This is a genomic window from Streptomyces sp. NPDC054863 (assembly GCF_053610825.1).
Window position 1 is genome coordinate 1 of record NZ_JBSGZD010000169.1, and the last position, 15797, is coordinate 15797.

General features: G+C 69.8%; 15 protein-coding genes. 9 read left to right on the forward strand and 6 right to left on the reverse strand.

Annotation, left to right across the window (positions count from 1 at the left end; all coding sequences use genetic code 11):
- Nucleotides 1-1377: 1377 nt before the first annotated feature.
- On the forward strand, nt 1378-1848 hold the full coding sequence (locus ACWGIG_RS25415; RefSeq protein WP_453323977.1) for a helix-turn-helix domain-containing protein: 471 nt from the start codon (nt 1378-1380) through the stop codon (nt 1846-1848).
- Nucleotides 1845-2228, forward strand: a complete 384-nt coding sequence (locus ACWGIG_RS25420) for a hypothetical protein (protein ID WP_453323978.1) — start codon at nt 1845-1847, stop codon at nt 2226-2228. The genes ACWGIG_RS25415 and ACWGIG_RS25420 overlap by 4 nt, the downstream gene beginning before the upstream one ends.
- A 466-nt stretch (nt 2229-2694) precedes the next feature.
- Here ACWGIG_RS25420 and ACWGIG_RS25425 read toward each other — a convergent pair whose 3' ends face one another.
- The 5 genes from ACWGIG_RS25425 to ACWGIG_RS25445 all read right to left on the reverse strand — a co-directional run bounded on the left by ACWGIG_RS25425 (nt 2695) and on the right by ACWGIG_RS25445 (nt 5997).
- Nucleotides 2695-3345 carry a hypothetical protein gene (locus ACWGIG_RS25425; RefSeq protein WP_453323979.1) on the reverse strand — a complete coding sequence of 217 codons (651 nt, stop codon included), beginning with the start codon at nt 3343-3345 and terminating at the stop codon, nt 2695-2697.
- A 298-nt stretch (nt 3346-3643) separates the two neighbouring features.
- Nucleotides 3644-3916 carry a hypothetical protein gene (locus ACWGIG_RS25430; protein ID WP_453323980.1) on the reverse strand — a complete coding sequence of 91 codons (273 nt, stop codon included), beginning with the start codon at nt 3914-3916 and terminating at the stop codon, nt 3644-3646.
- Entirely contained in the window at nt 3916-4146 is a 231-nt protein-coding gene (locus ACWGIG_RS25435; RefSeq protein ID WP_453323981.1) for a hypothetical protein, read from the reverse strand. The genes ACWGIG_RS25430 and ACWGIG_RS25435 overlap by 1 nt, the downstream gene beginning before the upstream one ends.
- A 335-nt stretch (nt 4147-4481) precedes the next feature.
- Nucleotides 4482-5039: a hypothetical protein gene (locus tag ACWGIG_RS25440; protein WP_453323982.1), complete on the reverse strand. Its 558-nt coding sequence runs from the start codon at nt 5037-5039 to the stop codon at nt 4482-4484.
- Between the two features lie 340 nt (nt 5040-5379).
- Entirely contained in the window at nt 5380-5997 is a 618-nt protein-coding gene (locus ACWGIG_RS25445) for a hypothetical protein (RefSeq protein ID WP_453323983.1), read from the reverse strand.
- Between the two features lie 399 nt (nt 5998-6396).
- Here ACWGIG_RS25445 and ACWGIG_RS25450 point away from each other — a divergent pair, with 399 nt between their 5' ends.
- From ACWGIG_RS25450 to ACWGIG_RS25470, 5 genes are all read left to right on the forward strand, one after another.
- On the forward strand, nt 6397-6861 hold the full coding sequence (locus tag ACWGIG_RS25450; RefSeq protein ID WP_453323984.1) for a hypothetical protein: 465 nt from the start codon (nt 6397-6399) through the stop codon (nt 6859-6861).
- A gap of 40 nt (nt 6862-6901) precedes the next feature.
- Nucleotides 6902-7372, forward strand: a complete 471-nt coding sequence (locus ACWGIG_RS25455; RefSeq protein WP_453323985.1) for a hypothetical protein — start codon at nt 6902-6904, stop codon at nt 7370-7372.
- A gap of 57 nt (nt 7373-7429) precedes the next feature.
- Complete coding sequence (locus tag ACWGIG_RS25460; protein WP_453323986.1) at nt 7430-8164, forward strand: NUDIX domain-containing protein; 735 nt, start codon at nt 7430-7432, stop codon at nt 8162-8164.
- A 30-nt stretch (nt 8165-8194) separates the two neighbouring features.
- The gene (locus ACWGIG_RS25465) at nt 8195-8347 is read left to right on the forward strand and encodes a hypothetical protein (RefSeq protein WP_453323987.1); all 153 of its coding nucleotides are present in this window, start codon (nt 8195-8197) and stop codon (nt 8345-8347) included.
- 101 nt (nt 8348-8448) lie between these two features.
- A complete protein-coding gene (locus ACWGIG_RS25470) occupies nt 8449-10293 on the forward strand; it encodes a zeta toxin family protein (protein ID WP_453323988.1) in 1845 nt (614 codons plus the stop codon).
- Here ACWGIG_RS25470 and ACWGIG_RS25475 read toward each other — a convergent pair.
- Nucleotides 10257-10553: a hypothetical protein gene (locus tag ACWGIG_RS25475; protein ID WP_453323989.1), complete on the reverse strand. Its 297-nt coding sequence runs from the start codon at nt 10551-10553 to the stop codon at nt 10257-10259. The two genes, ACWGIG_RS25470 and ACWGIG_RS25475, sit on opposite strands and share 37 nt — an antisense overlap.
- A gap of 189 nt (nt 10554-10742) precedes the next feature.
- Between ACWGIG_RS25475 and ACWGIG_RS25480 the strand changes: the two genes are divergently transcribed.
- Together ACWGIG_RS25480 and ACWGIG_RS25485 are read left to right on the forward strand one after the other, a co-directional pair.
- Nucleotides 10743-13421 (forward strand): ATP/GTP-binding protein, encoded by a 2679-nt coding sequence (locus tag ACWGIG_RS25480; protein ID WP_453323990.1) that lies wholly within the window; start codon nt 10743-10745, stop codon nt 13419-13421.
- A 273-nt stretch (nt 13422-13694) separates the two neighbouring features.
- Nucleotides 13695-15704 (forward strand): ATP-binding protein, encoded by a 2010-nt coding sequence (locus ACWGIG_RS25485; protein ID WP_453323991.1) that lies wholly within the window; start codon nt 13695-13697, stop codon nt 15702-15704.
- Nucleotides 15705-15797: the final 93 nt, after the last annotated feature.

The following is a 15797-nucleotide window of genomic DNA, read 5'->3' on the forward strand; positions in this document are numbered from 1 at the left end:
ACGAATCCGGGCCGCTCCGCGACCCGGGGCCGGCGCTTCGCTCCGGCGGGCCCGATCGCTCCGCGATCCGGCCTTGCGGCCCCTGCTTCGCAGTGACCTTGGCTGGCTACGGGGTTGGGGCGGGTCTGCTGTCACCTGCGGACTGAGTGGGGGTCAAGGGGAAGGCGGCGGGTGCCGATTCTGCCCCGGAGTGCCGTCCCGAACAGGGCCCGGGATTCGGCTGCTGCTCGGTGGGTGAGGTTTCACCGTAGCAGACCCGACCCCCTCCGCACTAGTCCTTGCAAGGGTAGTGAGTCAAACTTCTGTGTCAGGGTAGGCTATGTGATGAGCGGCCACCCCCGGAGCGTCCGTGAGGGTCTGGAGAAAGAGACTCGGTGAGTGGCTTGTAAAGCGCCCGGATAAAGCCTCTGCACGATCTCCTGGTGGCCACCATAACCGAATTCTGTACCACCCGGGATGCCGTTCCGGTTCATCCGTCGAATGCAGGTCGTGAAGGAACTGGTCATGTCAGGGAATCCGCTGTTCCCGCACCAAAAGGAAGCGGTCGACGAGTCCCGCGGGGCCCGGAGGGCGTTCCCGGTGCCGGCCACATCGCGGCAGCAGCTGCTCCCCGCCAGCCCGGATCGGGCTGGGTGATCGCCTTACGCGCCCGTATCCGTGACGGCGGGGGTACGGCGATCAGCCCGAGTGGAGCCCTGTGGACGCCATACCGGGGCGCAACCGGCCACCCCTCCCTCGCTGCTTGCTGTCCTTCTCGCCCCGAAACAGCCGCAGACGCCGACGCGCCCGGCCACGGAGGCTTACGGAGCTGGGCGGTATGTAGCTCAGCCAAGGGCCTGGTGATGTGTTGAGAAGCGACTGTCAGCAATGTCGATCAGCCGTCGAAAGGAAGCTGCGTGAAAGGGTCAGATGTTGTGCGGCGTGCGGAGGTACAGGAGCTGGACGGCCGCCAGGCCGTACGGCGGAACCGACCACGAGGGCCAGCCACTCCTGCTGGTGCTTGTCCGCGTCCCCTCCCGAGGCAACGCGAGACTCAGAGCCGTTGCTGCCGTCCCCTACCGGTTGATGGTCACCGGGTTGCACGCGAAGCCGCCTCTGCCACGACGGCGTCCCGGCCGCAGATGGCCGACTACAGGACAAACGGTTAGAGCGGTTTGGCATCAGTGCAGGTCAGATGGGGTATCGAGTGCTGTTTTGGGCTATTCGTATGTCACTTTGGGAGGCACCTTTCCCCTAGAGGGGAAATGGTCGAGACCTCTTAGATCGTCATCTCGGCGTGCGTGGTGGCGAGTTGGTTTCCCCCGCAGGGGAAACGATCAGGTACGGTCGGGCGATACAACGTTCCCCCGTGGGGGAAACCCCGAGGTCAGGAGCGGTATGGTTCGGCGGCGGCCCGCAGCGAACACGGCGACCGGTGAGTTCCTGCAGTTGGCCCTCCTCTCCGAGGAAAGGGCGTACAGCTGGGGGCAGGGCGGTCGTCACGAGAACGTGTCCAAGGTGCTGGCGGGGGCGGTGTGGAAGAAGGGCAGCGGGTACACCAAGAACGACAAGCTGGTCTTCGGCTACTACCTCTGGCACTCGCCCCCGGGAGACGACCCGCTGCGGGAGAGTTTCCGGGAGATCGGCGAGAACCTGGAGTTGCGCCCGACTGCGGTGAGCAAATCGGTGGGTAACCTCAACCGTGGAGGATTCCTCCTGGAGGCAGAGGCAGTGGGCCGGGTGACGTTCTACAAGGTCAACCCACGAGTGGCTTACGACGGCTCCTCCGACCAGCAGCGCCGGGCGACCAAGACCGCACGGCACCCCGTGACCACGTGTCCACCGGAGACGAAAGAGGCGGCTTCATGACTGCGCCAGCTCCCGAGCTCGGAACCCGCTACATGGAGGCCGCCGAGCTCAACAACCTCCTGCTGCGTACGCAGTTCAAGCAGGGCGCGGACCTCAAGGTCCTCATGTACTTCGCGACCGCCGTCCCTGTCGGGCACCCGGTACGGAGCACTGCGACCGAGATCGGCCGCCTGGTCGGGCTGAGCACGACCAGCGCCTCGCGCAGCATCGGCCGGCTCGTCGAGAACGAGTGGCTCCAGCTCTCCTACACCGCGGCCGGTCTCCGGTTCTACCGTCTCGGCACCCGGGCCACCGGCGAACAGCCCGCCCCGGCGCCCTTGCGGGGTCCTGAGAGGCCGCTCGCGGTCATTCACAACCTCCGCGGCCCCGGCAAGCCCTAACGGCCCCACAGTCGCTCCTGGCGCTGCCTCCCCCTGCACGGCGCTGCACTCCGGTGCAGCGCCGTTGCTGCATGCGCTGCACACACGCGTACATCCTTCCCATCCAGGGGAAAGTCGCAGGTGGGACCGCCTGCACTCCGGTGCTGCACGGCGCTGCAGTAGGGCGTGGGACACCAAAAACGCGTACATCTTTCCCCTCTAGGGGAAACGGTCGCATTGGTGCAGGTCAACCGCCTGGTCAACCGCTGCACGTCCTGCTGCACCCGCTGCAAACATGCAGCAGCGCCCGCCCTGCTGCCCGGGGAGCGTACATAGTTCCCCTCTGGGGGAAACGTCGAAGTCCCGGCCTCGCTGCACGAGCAGCACCCTTGTGCCGCAAGGGTTCTGCACCCCCTGCTGCCCTACGAGCAGCAGTGCAGCAGGAACGTGCAGCGGGTGCAGCAGGCGTGCAGGGCTGCATTGCAGGTCAGTCCAGGTCGACGCTCGCCAGGGTCACGGCCAGGACCAGGTAGGGGATGGCTTCCACGCACCGCTCCGCCGCCGTACTCGGGTCGGAGGCGTCGGCGGCGGTGTGCAGCGCCACCAGTCCGGTCAGCACGGTGGAGTCGAGCGCTGCGTCGAGGACTTCGTCCACGGCGAGCTCGCCGCCGGCTGCCAGTTCACGCACCAGGGCGACTGCCCGTTCTGTGTCGTGCCGCCACTGTGCCGCCACCGCGTCGCCCGCGCTGATCAGGTCCACGTCGGCAGCCTGCTCGGCCGTCGGCAGTGGCATGCCAGGTAGCCCGGGATCCGCCAGCAGGCTCTGCGCCCGCGCCACGGCGTACCGCGCGGAGTAAGTGCGCGCGGCGGCCTTCTGCTCCCGCGCGACCGCGGCCGGCCACCGGTCCTCGTCCTGGCCGCGGGCGTGGTCCAGCGCGAGGGCGGCCGTGAGAGCGACCTTCTTGATCGGCATGAGGTCCACCGGCACGGCCTCCTGGGCAGGAGGAGCGGTGGCGATCGGCGAGAACACCGCGCTGGCGGCTTCGGCGCTCGCGCCGATCAGCTCGGTCAGGGCGGCGATAAGCCGTACGTGGCGGCGGCGACGAGCGGGTAGATCCAGGCGGTCCGGTGCGGTCATTCCCCGCACTATGCCGCGCGAGGATCACCCGGCGGGGCCCTTTCGGTCGATCCACCGGCCCGCACTGACGGACACACTCGGTGACCATCGCATACGTGCGTCATGTCAAATCACAAGTGTCACGCTCGGGCCTCAAAGGGCTTCCAACGGGCCCTCACGGAATCAAAATGCGAGCCAAACGGACATATTTTTGATGGCGTGACACTTTTGATCTTACTTGGAGAGAGGGCGTGACAGTGACGCTCTGTCAGCGTGACGCCGGGTCCGGCTCTTTCCGGAGGGAGACGCTCTCTGCGGCTCAGACCTCGATGTAGGCGATGACCACGACGGTGCGGAGCACGGTGACCCAGTACAGGAGGCGTACGTGCTCCAACTCGTCGGTGTACTGGCGCAGCTGGGGGCCGGCGGTGTCGCCGGGGATCGGATCGCCGATGTCGGGGTCGACGGAGACGACGACCAGGGCGCGGTCCAGCGCGTGGATCTCCGCCTCGTCGGTGACGTTGTCCAGCTGCTTCGCGGCGGCGCCGGAGAAGGCGATCCGTGCGCGCCGCGGGCCGTGCTGTGGGGGCATCAGGCGACGGCCGGGCGCTGTGCGGCGAGGCGGGCGAGGTGGGTCTCCCGCAGTTCCTCCCAGGAGTGCTCCGGGTCGGGCAGCCCGTTGTTCGCGATGTCCTCCAGGACGGCGGCGAACTGGTCGGCGTCCTTGCGGGTCTTGGCTGCGAACGCGCGTACCGCGTCGGCGGTCGCGGGCTCCAGGTGCTGCTGGGCGGCGTCAGGGGTGGGGGCCGGCTGTTCGCTCATCGAGGACTCCCGGAGGGCAGGACTGGCTGTCTCCACCACGGTAGCGCCGTGCTGGGGCCGCGGGCCCCGGTGCTGGAGAACTGGGACACGCGGCACCGAAGTCGGCCCGCGTCAGGGCCTCGACCACAGGTCGGTTCCGGCGGGAGCGGGCCGAGTACACAGTTCGAGTACACAAGTACACACATACACAGGTCGGCCTTCTACCTGCGGAAAACAGGGGTGCGGTACACAGGTCGAGCGCGAGTACACAGGTCCGGAGCCGCTCGCGGCAGACAGGCCGCGGTGCCCCGGCCACGTGGTGCCCGGGGCCCGGAGTGCGCAGATCGACCGTGGGCTCAGGCGTTCTTCCAGCCGTCGCGGAACTGCTGCTGGGCCTCCAGGGAGTTCTCGGCGCTCTCCCTGCGCGCGTACAGAATCCGCCATGCGGTCCTCTCAACATCCTGGAGCCACAGGCCCCCGATCCAGTCGGGCGAGGAGCCCCACATGCCGGCTTCTTCGAGGGCTTCGCCGATCACTGTGCTGGCGGCTTTGCGCTGTGGCGCGCTCATCTCCGACAGGGCGGTGATCAGCTGGTCGGCCAGGGCCTTGCCATCGCCCTGCAGGGACCGCAGCACCTGGCCCCTGATGTTGCCGGGCAGGAAGATGTGGTTGCCCGACGCCTGCCACAGCTTGAACCAGAAGTCATGAGGTTCATCGGAGGGAAGCGGCAGCCCGCCCACCAGCGAGACCAGGTGGGCGGTGGCCGCGTACTCCTCGGAGTGCACCATCGCCAGCATCGCGATGTCGGCGATCCGCTCCACGTCGAGGCCGCCGGCATTGAAGTCCGGGGTCAGGTTCAGGTGCTGGCGTAGGTAGGCCGTCAGGGATTCCGGCTGCCGGATTTCAGGGACCATCAGAGTTCTCCTCAGAACGAGGGCCGGGCGATCCAGGCCCACGGCCCTTGATCGTTCCCGACGGGTTCTGCCTCCGTTCGTGTTCAGGCATAAATGGCTTGGAGTCACCTGTTGGAGGGCCTCTGCCGGAACCACCTCCCAGCTCTGCCCCACCTCCCAGCTCTCCTCCCAGGACCACTCTCACCAGGCAAAACAGGGGGGCTACCTCCCAGACATCACAGGTATAAGGAACATTTCGCCTTTGGTCTCTCAGCTGTCTCCCAGCCTTTGATCGGGGCTGGGAGGTCACTCATGGTGATCTGCCGGGCGGAGGTCGGATGGTTGTGGTGCTCGCCGCGAATCACGGCCGCGCTGTCGCGTCTTGGCTGGCGCTGCGTTCGGCGTCGAGGCTGGCGCGGTAGGCGCGGGCGATCAGCGCGTTGACGGCGAGCGCGGCTTCGGGGTCGGTGTACGGCAGGCGCTCGATCATGCCCTCCTCCCCCGGCGCCAGGCTGTCGAGGAGGCCGGCGGTGGCGAGCGTGCGCAGCAGCGCGTGCCGTAGAACGTCCGGAGCGAGGGCTGCCCGGCGGGCTGTTTCGGCTTCTTCCTCGTGGCGGCGCTGGTCGGCGGCGAGTTGCTCCTGGTGCTCGCGGTCGCGGTCGGCGGCAGCCTCGTCCTGGACCACGGAGTCGGCCGCCGGGTCGTACACCGCGTCGGTGCCGGAGAGAAGCCGTTCGATCCGCTGCCATTCCGCCAGTTCGGCCGGCCCTCGTTCGTCGGTGGCCAAGTCCTCGTGCCGGGAGGCGATGCGGGCGTCGATGAGTGCGCCGTCGAGCGCGTCCTGGACCTCTGTGTGCGTCATGCCCCGCGCCCGGCGCCGCACCGAGGAGCGGCCGATGCGGGCGGGGTCGACGGGGCGGCGCTCTGTGCGGGGTGTGGGAGCGGCGAACGGTTCCCGGGGGCGTCGGTAAGTGCTCATGCTGGCCTCTTGATTTCGTCAGAGGGAAGGGGAGAGACGGATGGGGATTGGAATTCGTTGCGTCGGTTATAGCAGTCCGAATGCCGTGGTGAACAACGGTGGGAACTGCCGACTACGGGCAGCAGAGGTGATCGCGGAGTTCATTCAAATTCTTTGAGATAGGTCCTGATTGGGGGGGAATGGGCTCCGAGATCGCTGCTCGAAACCCCTCGAAGTGCGCCCTCCCGTCACCGATCCGTGCCCTCTGTGCGCGCAACTTCCGTGGTCAGAGGGGAAGTTGGGGCAGGGTGCGGGCGGGCGGTGGTTGAAGAATCATGACCGAACCTCTTGCATGAACTTTCGTGCAGGGGGTACTTTTCGTTTGCACGAACTTTCGTGCAGCGACTGAGGGGGGATCCCATGCTCAGCACGATCATCGCCATCGCCGGGACGCTGCTCGGGGCCATCGTGGCCGGAGTGATCCAGCGTGCGAACGCCACCAGGAACCACCAGGAGGCGCAGGCCGTCCAGCTGCGCCGCGACAAACTCACTGTCGTCGCCGACCTCGCCGCCGCGCTCGCCGAACTCCGTGCCGCAATGTGGAGGCGAGGCGAGGCGGTTCTGGCCGGGGCCTCCCGGGAGCGGGTCGAGGAACTGGAGGCGCGCGTCCACGAGACCCGGGCCGCGGTGACCCGCCCGCTGGTCGCCCTCCAGATCCTCATCACCGACCGGGCAGTCCAGAGCGCTGCCGACAACATGGCCGAGGCGACGTACCGCCTTCGTGACGCCGAGACCACCGAGGAGCTGAACACTTTCCGGCTCGGTGCCGCGCGCGCCCACGAACGCTTCGTCACCGCGGCCGGCGCCTACCTCAAGGCCGCCTGACCGCCGCCTTCTTCCCCCACTCGAAAGAAGAACGAACGACATGACCGTCAGCTACCGCTCTGGAGAGCAGGCCGCCGAGCCCGGCGGCCTGGACATCGTCATCAGCCTCACCCCCACGCAGGCCAGGGCCCTCGGAGACGACGCCGCCAGGATCGCGGGCTGGACCGACACCGCCTTGTGGATCATTGCCCTCATGCGGTCGCGCCAGACGCCGGACGGCACCCCGTACGTCCCGGGCGTGACCGACTACAGGGATGCCATCAATGCCCTGGAGCTCCACCTCATCCCTGCCCTGGGAGGGGTCAGGAACGCTTCGGTCCGTGCCCACACCGAGGGCGGAGCCACCATCCAGGAACTCGCCGACGCGATGAACATCTCCCGCTCGACAGCTCAGTCCCGGCGCGAGGTGCTCGCCAGGAAGTCCCCCGGCGACTGGGAGAAGTGGGCCACGGACCCGGCGCCGCGGGCCGCGCAGGCCCAGGACAGCTCCGGCGTGTCCAGCGACGAATGACACACCCCCTTCCGTGAGCGATTCGACCCAGCCCCGATCCATCCGGAGGAAGATCCAATGAACAGCAAGCAGAGCGAGACCACTGAGAGCATCCCCGTCGGACGACGCGACTGGTCGGTGTCCTGGCCGCAGTACACGCCCGTGGACATCACCCCGCCCGAGCTGCGGCCGGAGGCGCTGGTTCGGGAGGTTCCGACCTGGGCCGAGGGTGCGGCAACCCCCCAGGACGTGATCGACTGGGACGAGCGCCGGGCCGTTGCGCTGGTCCCGTTCAGCCTCGACGCTCGCGGTTGGCCGCTGCACCCGGCCGGCCGTACCGGCTACACCGGCCGGAACCTGGGCCGATGGGGAGAGAACCAGGCGGCCGACCCAATCGTGGTCGCGGGCGTTGGGGCCGGGCGGCGGATCCTGCTGATCACCCGGGCGGACATCGAGGTGGAGGCGATCCCCGGCGGGATGGTCGATCCCGGCGAGACCGCCCCGGCCGCCCTGATCCGCGAGCTGCGGGAAGAGACCGGCGTCGACCTCGCGGGCCACCAACCCATCATCCTGGGCAGGGACTTGGTGGACGACTGGCGGGCCTCGGATCATGCGTGGGTCGCCTCCACCAGTGCCCTGTACGTCCTGCCCGCCACCGTCACCGCGACGGCCGCCGATGACGCCCTGGAAGCGACCTGGTTCCCGGCCTCCTCGCTTGCCGCCCTGGAGACCGCCATCGAGGAGGCAGGGCGGACCCTGTACGCCGCACACCGCCCCCTGATCGCACGCGCTCTGGCCCACCTCGACCGCTAACCGCCCCCACAAGCAGGGAGACCACCCGCCATGGCCCAGCAGATCACCGTGACCACTGTCAGCGGCGAGACCATCCAGACCAGCACCACTGACCCGGACACCGCTCGTTGCTACGAAGACCTGCCGTTCACCAGCGACCACGTGGTCTCCGTCGACGTCACCGTCACCGTCACCGAGGACTGACTCCACCTGCAGAGGGCGGCCGGACGCAGTGAGGTGTCCGGCCGCCTCTCCACCCCGCAACCGACAGCGAGCCAAGAACCCTCGTGCGAAGGAACAATGCTGTGCCACAACCGCTGACCGACGCGGAGCGCCAGGACGTCCTGGCGCAGCGGATCCTGCCGGCCTGGACGGCGCGTGCCGTCCGGCAGGACCGGCCGGTGCGGGTCTACGTCGCCGGGCAGCCCGGCAGCGGCAAGACCACCTTCGCGGACCTGGTGCAGGGCGCACTCGACGGGCGCGGCCGTGCGGTTCGTATCGGCAGCGACCTCTACAAGGCGGAACACCGCGACTACGCCGAGCTCCTGGCCGCCGACGTGCGCTCCGCGGGAACCGGGGTGCGCGCCGACACCCGCCGGTGGCAGGCGCAGGTGGAGGCGCACGTGCGCGCCCACCGTCTCGACGCGGTCATTGAGACGGCCCTGGCCGATGTGGAGGAAGTACGCGCCAACACGGCGGCGGACCGCAGCTCCGGGGCCCGCATCGAGCTCGTGGTGGTGGCCGCGCCGTGGGCGCTGAGCCAGTTCGGGTTACTCGCCCGATTCCTCGCCGGCGCGGTGGACGGGCCGGGCGGCCGGTACGTGTCCTGGGAGAACCACGACACCTGCGCGGAGAGGCTGCTGGAGTGCCTGGCGGTGATCGAGGACGAGGGCCTGGCCGACCGGGTCGCGGTCGTGCGCCGGGACGGCGCGGTGCTGTACGACAACGAACTCACCGCAACCGGCTCCTGGCGCCGCGCGCCCGCTGCCCGGCAGGCGGTGTCGGCCGAGTGGGAACGGCCGTGGACGGCCCGAGAGACCTCCCAGTTCTTGCAGGACCTCGCGCTCACCGAGCGGCGGCTGCACACCGCGCCCATGCCCGAGGACAGCCGGCTCGCGGTCCAGCGGGACGTCGCGCGGGCGGCAGCGCTCGCCGAACCGGTACGCCGTACCGCGCAGGCGATCCGTACCGCGCCGGGCGTCGACTACCACCGGCTCTCCCCGGCCGAACACCTCTGGACTTTCGACGAGCTGATCGTGCCGTCCTACCTGCGCGACATCACCACCCAACAAGAGCCGGTGGCCGTGTACGTGATGGGGCCGCCCGGAGCGGGCACGGCGCAGGCGGCCCGCCTGGCCGGGCGTGCCCTGCGCGAACACGGGCGGCGGCCCGTGAGGATCGCCCCCGGGCGCTTCCACGCCATGCACCCGGACTACCTCAGGCTTCTGCAGGACGAGCCGCGCACCGCCACCACCCGCATTCGCGCCGACTGCATGGCGTGGCAGGAGCGGGCCGAGGCGTACGTGCGGGCGCAGCGCGGCGACATGGTCATCGAGATCGCCCCCGACGACGCTGCCGAGTTCAGCGCGGGTGTGGCCCGTTCCCGGCGGGCCGGCTACCGGGTCGAGCTGGTGGTGCTGGCGGTGCGGGCGGCGGACAGCCGCCAGGGCGCGGCCTCCGTTTATGCCCAGGTGACCCGGGGCGGCATGCCCGCCTCCTACCAGAGCGTCGCCGGGCACGACCGGTGCTTCGCCGCCGTCACCGCCTGCCTCGCCGCCGCCGAACACGGCGGGGACGTCGCCGCGGTGACGGTCCTGGACCGCGGCGGCGACGTCCTCCACCGCAACACCCGCACCTCCAACGGGCAGTGGGCGGACGAGCCGGGCGCGGTGCAGGTACTGGCGGGTGAACGGCAGCGCCCGTACACCGAGCAGGAGGCCGACGCGTTCCATGTCCGCCAGGAGCAGCTGCGCCGGGCGCTGCCGCAGTACCGGGCGGAGCTGGTCGAGACCGCCCAGCTCGCCCGGCTCCTCATGCCCGGACCGGGACGGCACCACGGGCACGGCGGGCGTACCCCGCTGGCCGTACTGCCGCCGCCGGGCGGGCGCCGCGCTTATGAGCCGGTCAGTTCCCTGTACTGCGCTTCGTAGCGGGCGGCGATGCGCTCCGTCTCGGCCGGGTCGGCGTCCGCGAGGGCCTCTTGGTCGTCCTCGCACGCCCGCTGGGCCGCCGCCAGGGCGGCAATGCGCTCCGTGTCGGGGGCGGGAGCACGGCGTTCGTCGCGGATCTGCTGGCCGTACCAGGCGATGACCCGGCCCACCGCCGCCAGCGCGGCCTCATATCCGGCCGAGACGGCCAAGGCGTCGGAGGGGGCGGGGGTGTGCTCTGCAGGGTGGTCCGGATCGTGCACGGGGAACCGCCTTTCGTGATCGGTGAGAAAAGATCATCTTCCGCGCCCGGGGGCGGGTGCCCCAAGGCAACAGGCCCGCACCCGGGCAACGGAACCCCGCAGGTCTGCGCCGTTTCACCGGGGCGCCCTGCCCAACTGGACTGAGGCGCCGTTAGGTTGGGGGCTCGGGCGATTACGTGGGGGTTTGCTGTGTCAGGTCGGAATCCGGATCTCCGGGCGCTCTTCAGCTCGAACAACCGCCACCTGGGAGCGGCGGAGGCGTTCACCAACCGGCAGGACCAGTGGGCCATCCTGGCCGCCGCGCTCACAGAGCACCTGCACCGCATCACCGACCGGACGTTCAACGTCGAGGACCTCGAAGCGCCGCGGAACAACGTGCTGGTCTTCCACGGCGTCGGCGGCATCGGCAAGAGCACCCTGTCCCGCAAGATCGAGGCCACTCTCGCCGACCAGCAGCAGCGGCCCGCCCAGTGGGGCGCGCCGGCCTGGCCGAGCGGCCCGCGCATGCTGCCGGTCCGTATCGACCTCGCCCGCTCGGCCGGCGCGGACTTCGAGCACATCATCCTGACCCTGCGCGTCGCACTGGCCGAACTCGGCCGCCCCCTCCCAGCCTTCGACCTGGCCTTCCGCCGCTACTGGGAGCACCAGCACCCCGGCGACCCGCTGGAGGAGTACCTGCGCCGCAACAATCTCGCCGCGAAGTTCGGCAAGGGGTTGCCGCAGCAGATGCAGTCCGCGCTTTCCGACGTCGCCCAGGCCCTGCTGCTCCCGGGCACGGTGGGCACTGTGGTCGGTGCGGTGACCGGCTCCCTGGTCGGCGCGCTGCGCGAACGGCGCCAGACCGTCCGCGCCCTCGCCGGCTGCGCCCGCCTCGCCGACCTCCTGGAGACGGAGCCCGACCTCGATGCCCTCGCCTATTACCCGCACGTTCTGGCCTGGGAGATCGACCAGCTCCCCGCCGACAAGAAGGTGGTTCCGGTGGTCCTGCTGGACACCTTCGAGGACACTGGCGACCGCACCCACCGCGACCTGGAGCGCCTCCTCCAGCGCATGGTGTGGCTGATGCCGAACGCGTTCTTCGTCGTCACCGGCCGCTCCCGCCTCCAGTGGGCCGACCCTGCCCTCGAAGGGCAGCTGGATTTCACCGGCCCGCACGCCTGGCCCGGCCTCGCCGCCCACCACGTCCCGCTCCCCCGCCCCCACACCGGCACACCGGTGGGCCGGCAGATCCTGATTGGCGACTTCAGTTTGCAGGACTGCGAGGGCTACCTCGCCCGCCGCCTCACCCACAACGGACAGCCCCTGATCGGCGCCGACCTGCGCTCCGTTATCGCCCAGCGCTCGCACGGCCTGCCCCTGTACCTCGACCTGGCGGTGATGCGCATCCTGGAAATCCGGCGCACCGGACGCGAGCCCGTACCCGGCGACTTCGACGGCGACTTCCCCGCTTTGATCGCCCGCACCCTCCAGGACCTCACCCCCGACGAGCGGCACGTTCTGCGCGCCGTCACCCTCTTCGACGCCTTCGACGTCGCCCTCGCCACCCAGGCCGCCGGCCTCACACACGAAGCCGCCGCGGTCCGGCTCACTGAGCGGCCCTTCGTCCACAAGGATGACTTCGCGCTGTGGCCGTACCACCTGCACGCCTTGATCCGCTCCACGCTGCGTAGCGCCGACGACGCGGCCGACGACCGGTGGACCCCCGTCGACTGGCAACAGGCCGCCGGCCGCGCATTGGCCGCCCTCGGCACCCAGTGCGCCGCGCACACCGGGCACAGCCGACGACATCTCGTCGGCTGCCTGCGCCAGGGCCTGGCCCTCGCCAGGGACTTTGACCTCGACCTCGGCTGGCTTTCCGACGCCGCCTGGGCCTACGTCAGTGACTGGGTGTGGGAACCCGTTGCCCCGCCCTCCCCGCACGCTCAGGACCAGGTCCGCCTGGAGACGGCGGCCGAGGTCCTGGTCGAGCTGCTCAGCGCGCTTGCCCGCCGTCAGCACGAGCACCGCGAGCGCACCGTGGAACGGCTCCACGCCGTTGTCGACACCGGCCTGCTGCCCCACGATCTCCACGACATGGCGGTCTACTACCTCGCCAAGGCCCAGCGCGACCTCGGTCTGCGCGACGCTTCCGCCCGGGGCATGCAGCACGTCGCCGAGGGCGGTGGCCGCCTCGCCCCCGACGCCCGGCGCGGACTCGCCCACCTCGCGCGCCTCGCCGGCGATTTCCCCACCGCCCTCGACACCGCGGCAACCCTCGGGTGGGAGGGCCGCCACCACCGCGTCCTGGGCGACGTGTGGTGGGTCCAGGGCGACATGAACCGCGCGGCCACGGAGTACGAAGCCGCACGCACCGAGGCCGAGGAACACGGCGTCGCCGGAGAGGCGGCCACCTCACAGGCACAACGCGCCTTCACCCTCGCCTTCACCGACCCGGCACGCGCCGACGACGAACTCGCCCTCGCCGACCAACTCCTCACGGGCCTCGACCTCCGGGCCACCACCCTCACCACCCGCATCGCCGCCCTGATCCGCGATGCCGGAACCACGAACGGTTTCGACGACCGCGTCCACCAGCTCCGCACCGACATCGACGCCGCAGGACTCACCTCCGCCGCCCCGACGCTGGAACTGGCCGCGTGCTTCCACCACGCCGTCCAGGGCGCCCACGACGCCCTGACCGCGGGCATCAGCCGACTGCGGGAACTCACCTCCGGCGGCGATTACACCTACTACGTCGACATCGCCCACTTCATGGGCGGCCTTCCCCTCGACGCCTCATCCCACGCTCGATGGATCGACGGTCCGCAACGCACCCGTGAACGGTGGCAGGCGCTGGTGGTGGATCGGCGCGTGCGCCTGCGGCCGTAGAAGCGTGTTCATCCTTCCAACTCGCCCTGGGGCCCACCCGATACGTGCCCGCGACGCACAGGCGGACGGCGTTCCGCCGGGATGAGCACAGACACGGCCCAGCGCCCATAGATTGGGGCGCGATCAGGGCAGATGTGGCGTGGCGAGGAGAGCAGCGTGGAGAACGAACGAGACCAGGGGCAGCGTGCCCCGTGGACGGATCCAACAACGTCCCCGCCTGCGGCTCCGCCGCCACCCGCAGGCCCCCCTCCCGTGCCTTCGCAGGCCCCGCCGGTGACTGCCCCGTTGGTCGCATGGCTGCGGATGCCCCGGCCCGAGGCCGATCCAGGTATCTGGCGTTGCGGCTACCAGCCCCGGGCCGCGGAGGATCCCGATCGGGTTCCTACGCGGAAACTGCTGGCAGGCGCGGTCATCTCCGCGCTGGTGGGGTGGCTGGTCTGGAGCTTGCTCTACAACGGATACCTCGGGAGCTACTGGATCTGGCCGCTGGTGGTGCTCACCCCGGACTCGTGGCGCGGCACCATGGCCTTCGTCGTGTCGAGCTACGTCTACTACGCCCTGTTCATCGGCGGAATCGCCTTCTTCTTCGGGAGGCTGGGACATTGGCCGACGCTGCTCAGCCGCGCCTGGAAACGGATCCGCGGCCTCAACGACAGCGCGGCGGCCACAGCCGCAGTGAACGCGGTGACGGGGCCCCGTAACCCCGATCCGCTGTCAGATCCTGCCCAGTGGCCCCAGTTGCGGGCAGACGGCGCCACCCAGGCTGCTGACCGGCTCTCTGCCGAACTGCGCGACGGCCGTCTCAACGATGTCGACTACGCCCGGATCGACCATGCGTGGCGTTCCGGGCGTGCCCGCAACGACGTCATCAAGGACGTCCTTGCGCAAGGCGCCGCCGCCTGCCTGCACGGATCGGGCGACCGCGATCTTCCCTTCCGCACCGCCCGCCACGACCTCGTGCTGCGCCAGGTACGCGTCGGCACTGCGGTCGACGCCGAACGCAACCCGTACGAGATCCGGGGAGCGGGCCGCGCCCTCGACCCCACCGTGCTGGGAACGTCCGCGCTGATGGTGGGCCCGTCCGGATCAGACTCGACCCGCGTCCTGCGGCCCATCGTCGAGTCGCTGTGTCTCCAGGCCCTCTCGGGCCAGGCCGCCGTCGTCGCGGTTACCTCCTCCGGTGCGGCGGTCTCACCGGACAGTGCCTTCGACCTGGTGGTACGGATTGGGAACCCGAACTCTGCGTACGGCCTCGACCTCTACGCCAGCACGGAGGACGCCGACGAAGCCGCCGGCATGCTGGCCGAGGCCCTGGTCGGCGACCTCGCGGACTCGCTCCCCGGAGGAGACAGCCGGCGGGCGGCCACCGCCCTGGCACAGCTCATCGGCCCCTGGCGGGCCGTCCACGGGGCGTTCCCCCGCGTGGCCGAGCTGCGCGACCTCCTGGACGGCGCCACCGCGTTCACCGAGCTGCGCACGGAGCTGGAGGCGCAGGGGCTCGCCGGACATTTGCGGGAGGTGGATGCGTACGAGCGCCGGCTGGGGACGCCCGGCGACCCCTCCACTCTCCTCGCCCACCGGGTCGCGCTCCTGGACCGGCCCGCGTTCGACGGCGTCTTCACTCCGGACCCAGAAGCCGCAGGGAGCCACCTTTTCTCCTTCGCCCGTCTCGACCGCCCGGTACGGGTACGGATCGACCTGCCGGAGCGTGCGCACGCGGATGCCTCGCGCATCCTCGCGCGCCTGATCCTTGCTCAGTTCACCGCCTGCACAACGGCCCGTGCCAACTCGTCGCTGTTCACGTTCCTCGCGTTCGAGGACGCGGTGCAGACAGTTACCCCCTACGCCCTGCGCGGGCTTCAGCGTCTCCGCGCGAGCCGCTCCGGAGTGCTGCTCAGCCTGGGCACTTTGGGGGACGTACCGGAGCAGCTGCGTGGCCCGCTGCTCGGAGCCGTCGGATGCCGTATCGCGTGCTCCGGAATCACACCCTGGGATGCCGAGCATTTCGCAGCCGCCTGGGGTACGGAGTGGGTGGAGACACGGACGGTCACCCATCGTGAAGTTCGATCCGATGAGCCGTTCACGCGTTTCCTGCACGGAGTGAAGAAATTGATGACGGGGCGCTACGTCACCACCGAGGCGGTCACGGTGAAACGTGAACAGCGCCAGCGGTGGTCGGCCAGCGACTTGGCGAATGACCTTCACCCCGGTCATGTGGTGCTGTCGGTGACCACAGTTCGCGGTGACCGCACTCCCCCGATTCTGACGAAACTCGGGGAATGACCTGAAGCCGAAAGAGGGGGGCTGGGGGCGGTTGGCGCCCGCCCCCGCGTTGTTTGTGGGTTGGGGTGGGGTTGAGTCTTTGGCGCGGGTGTT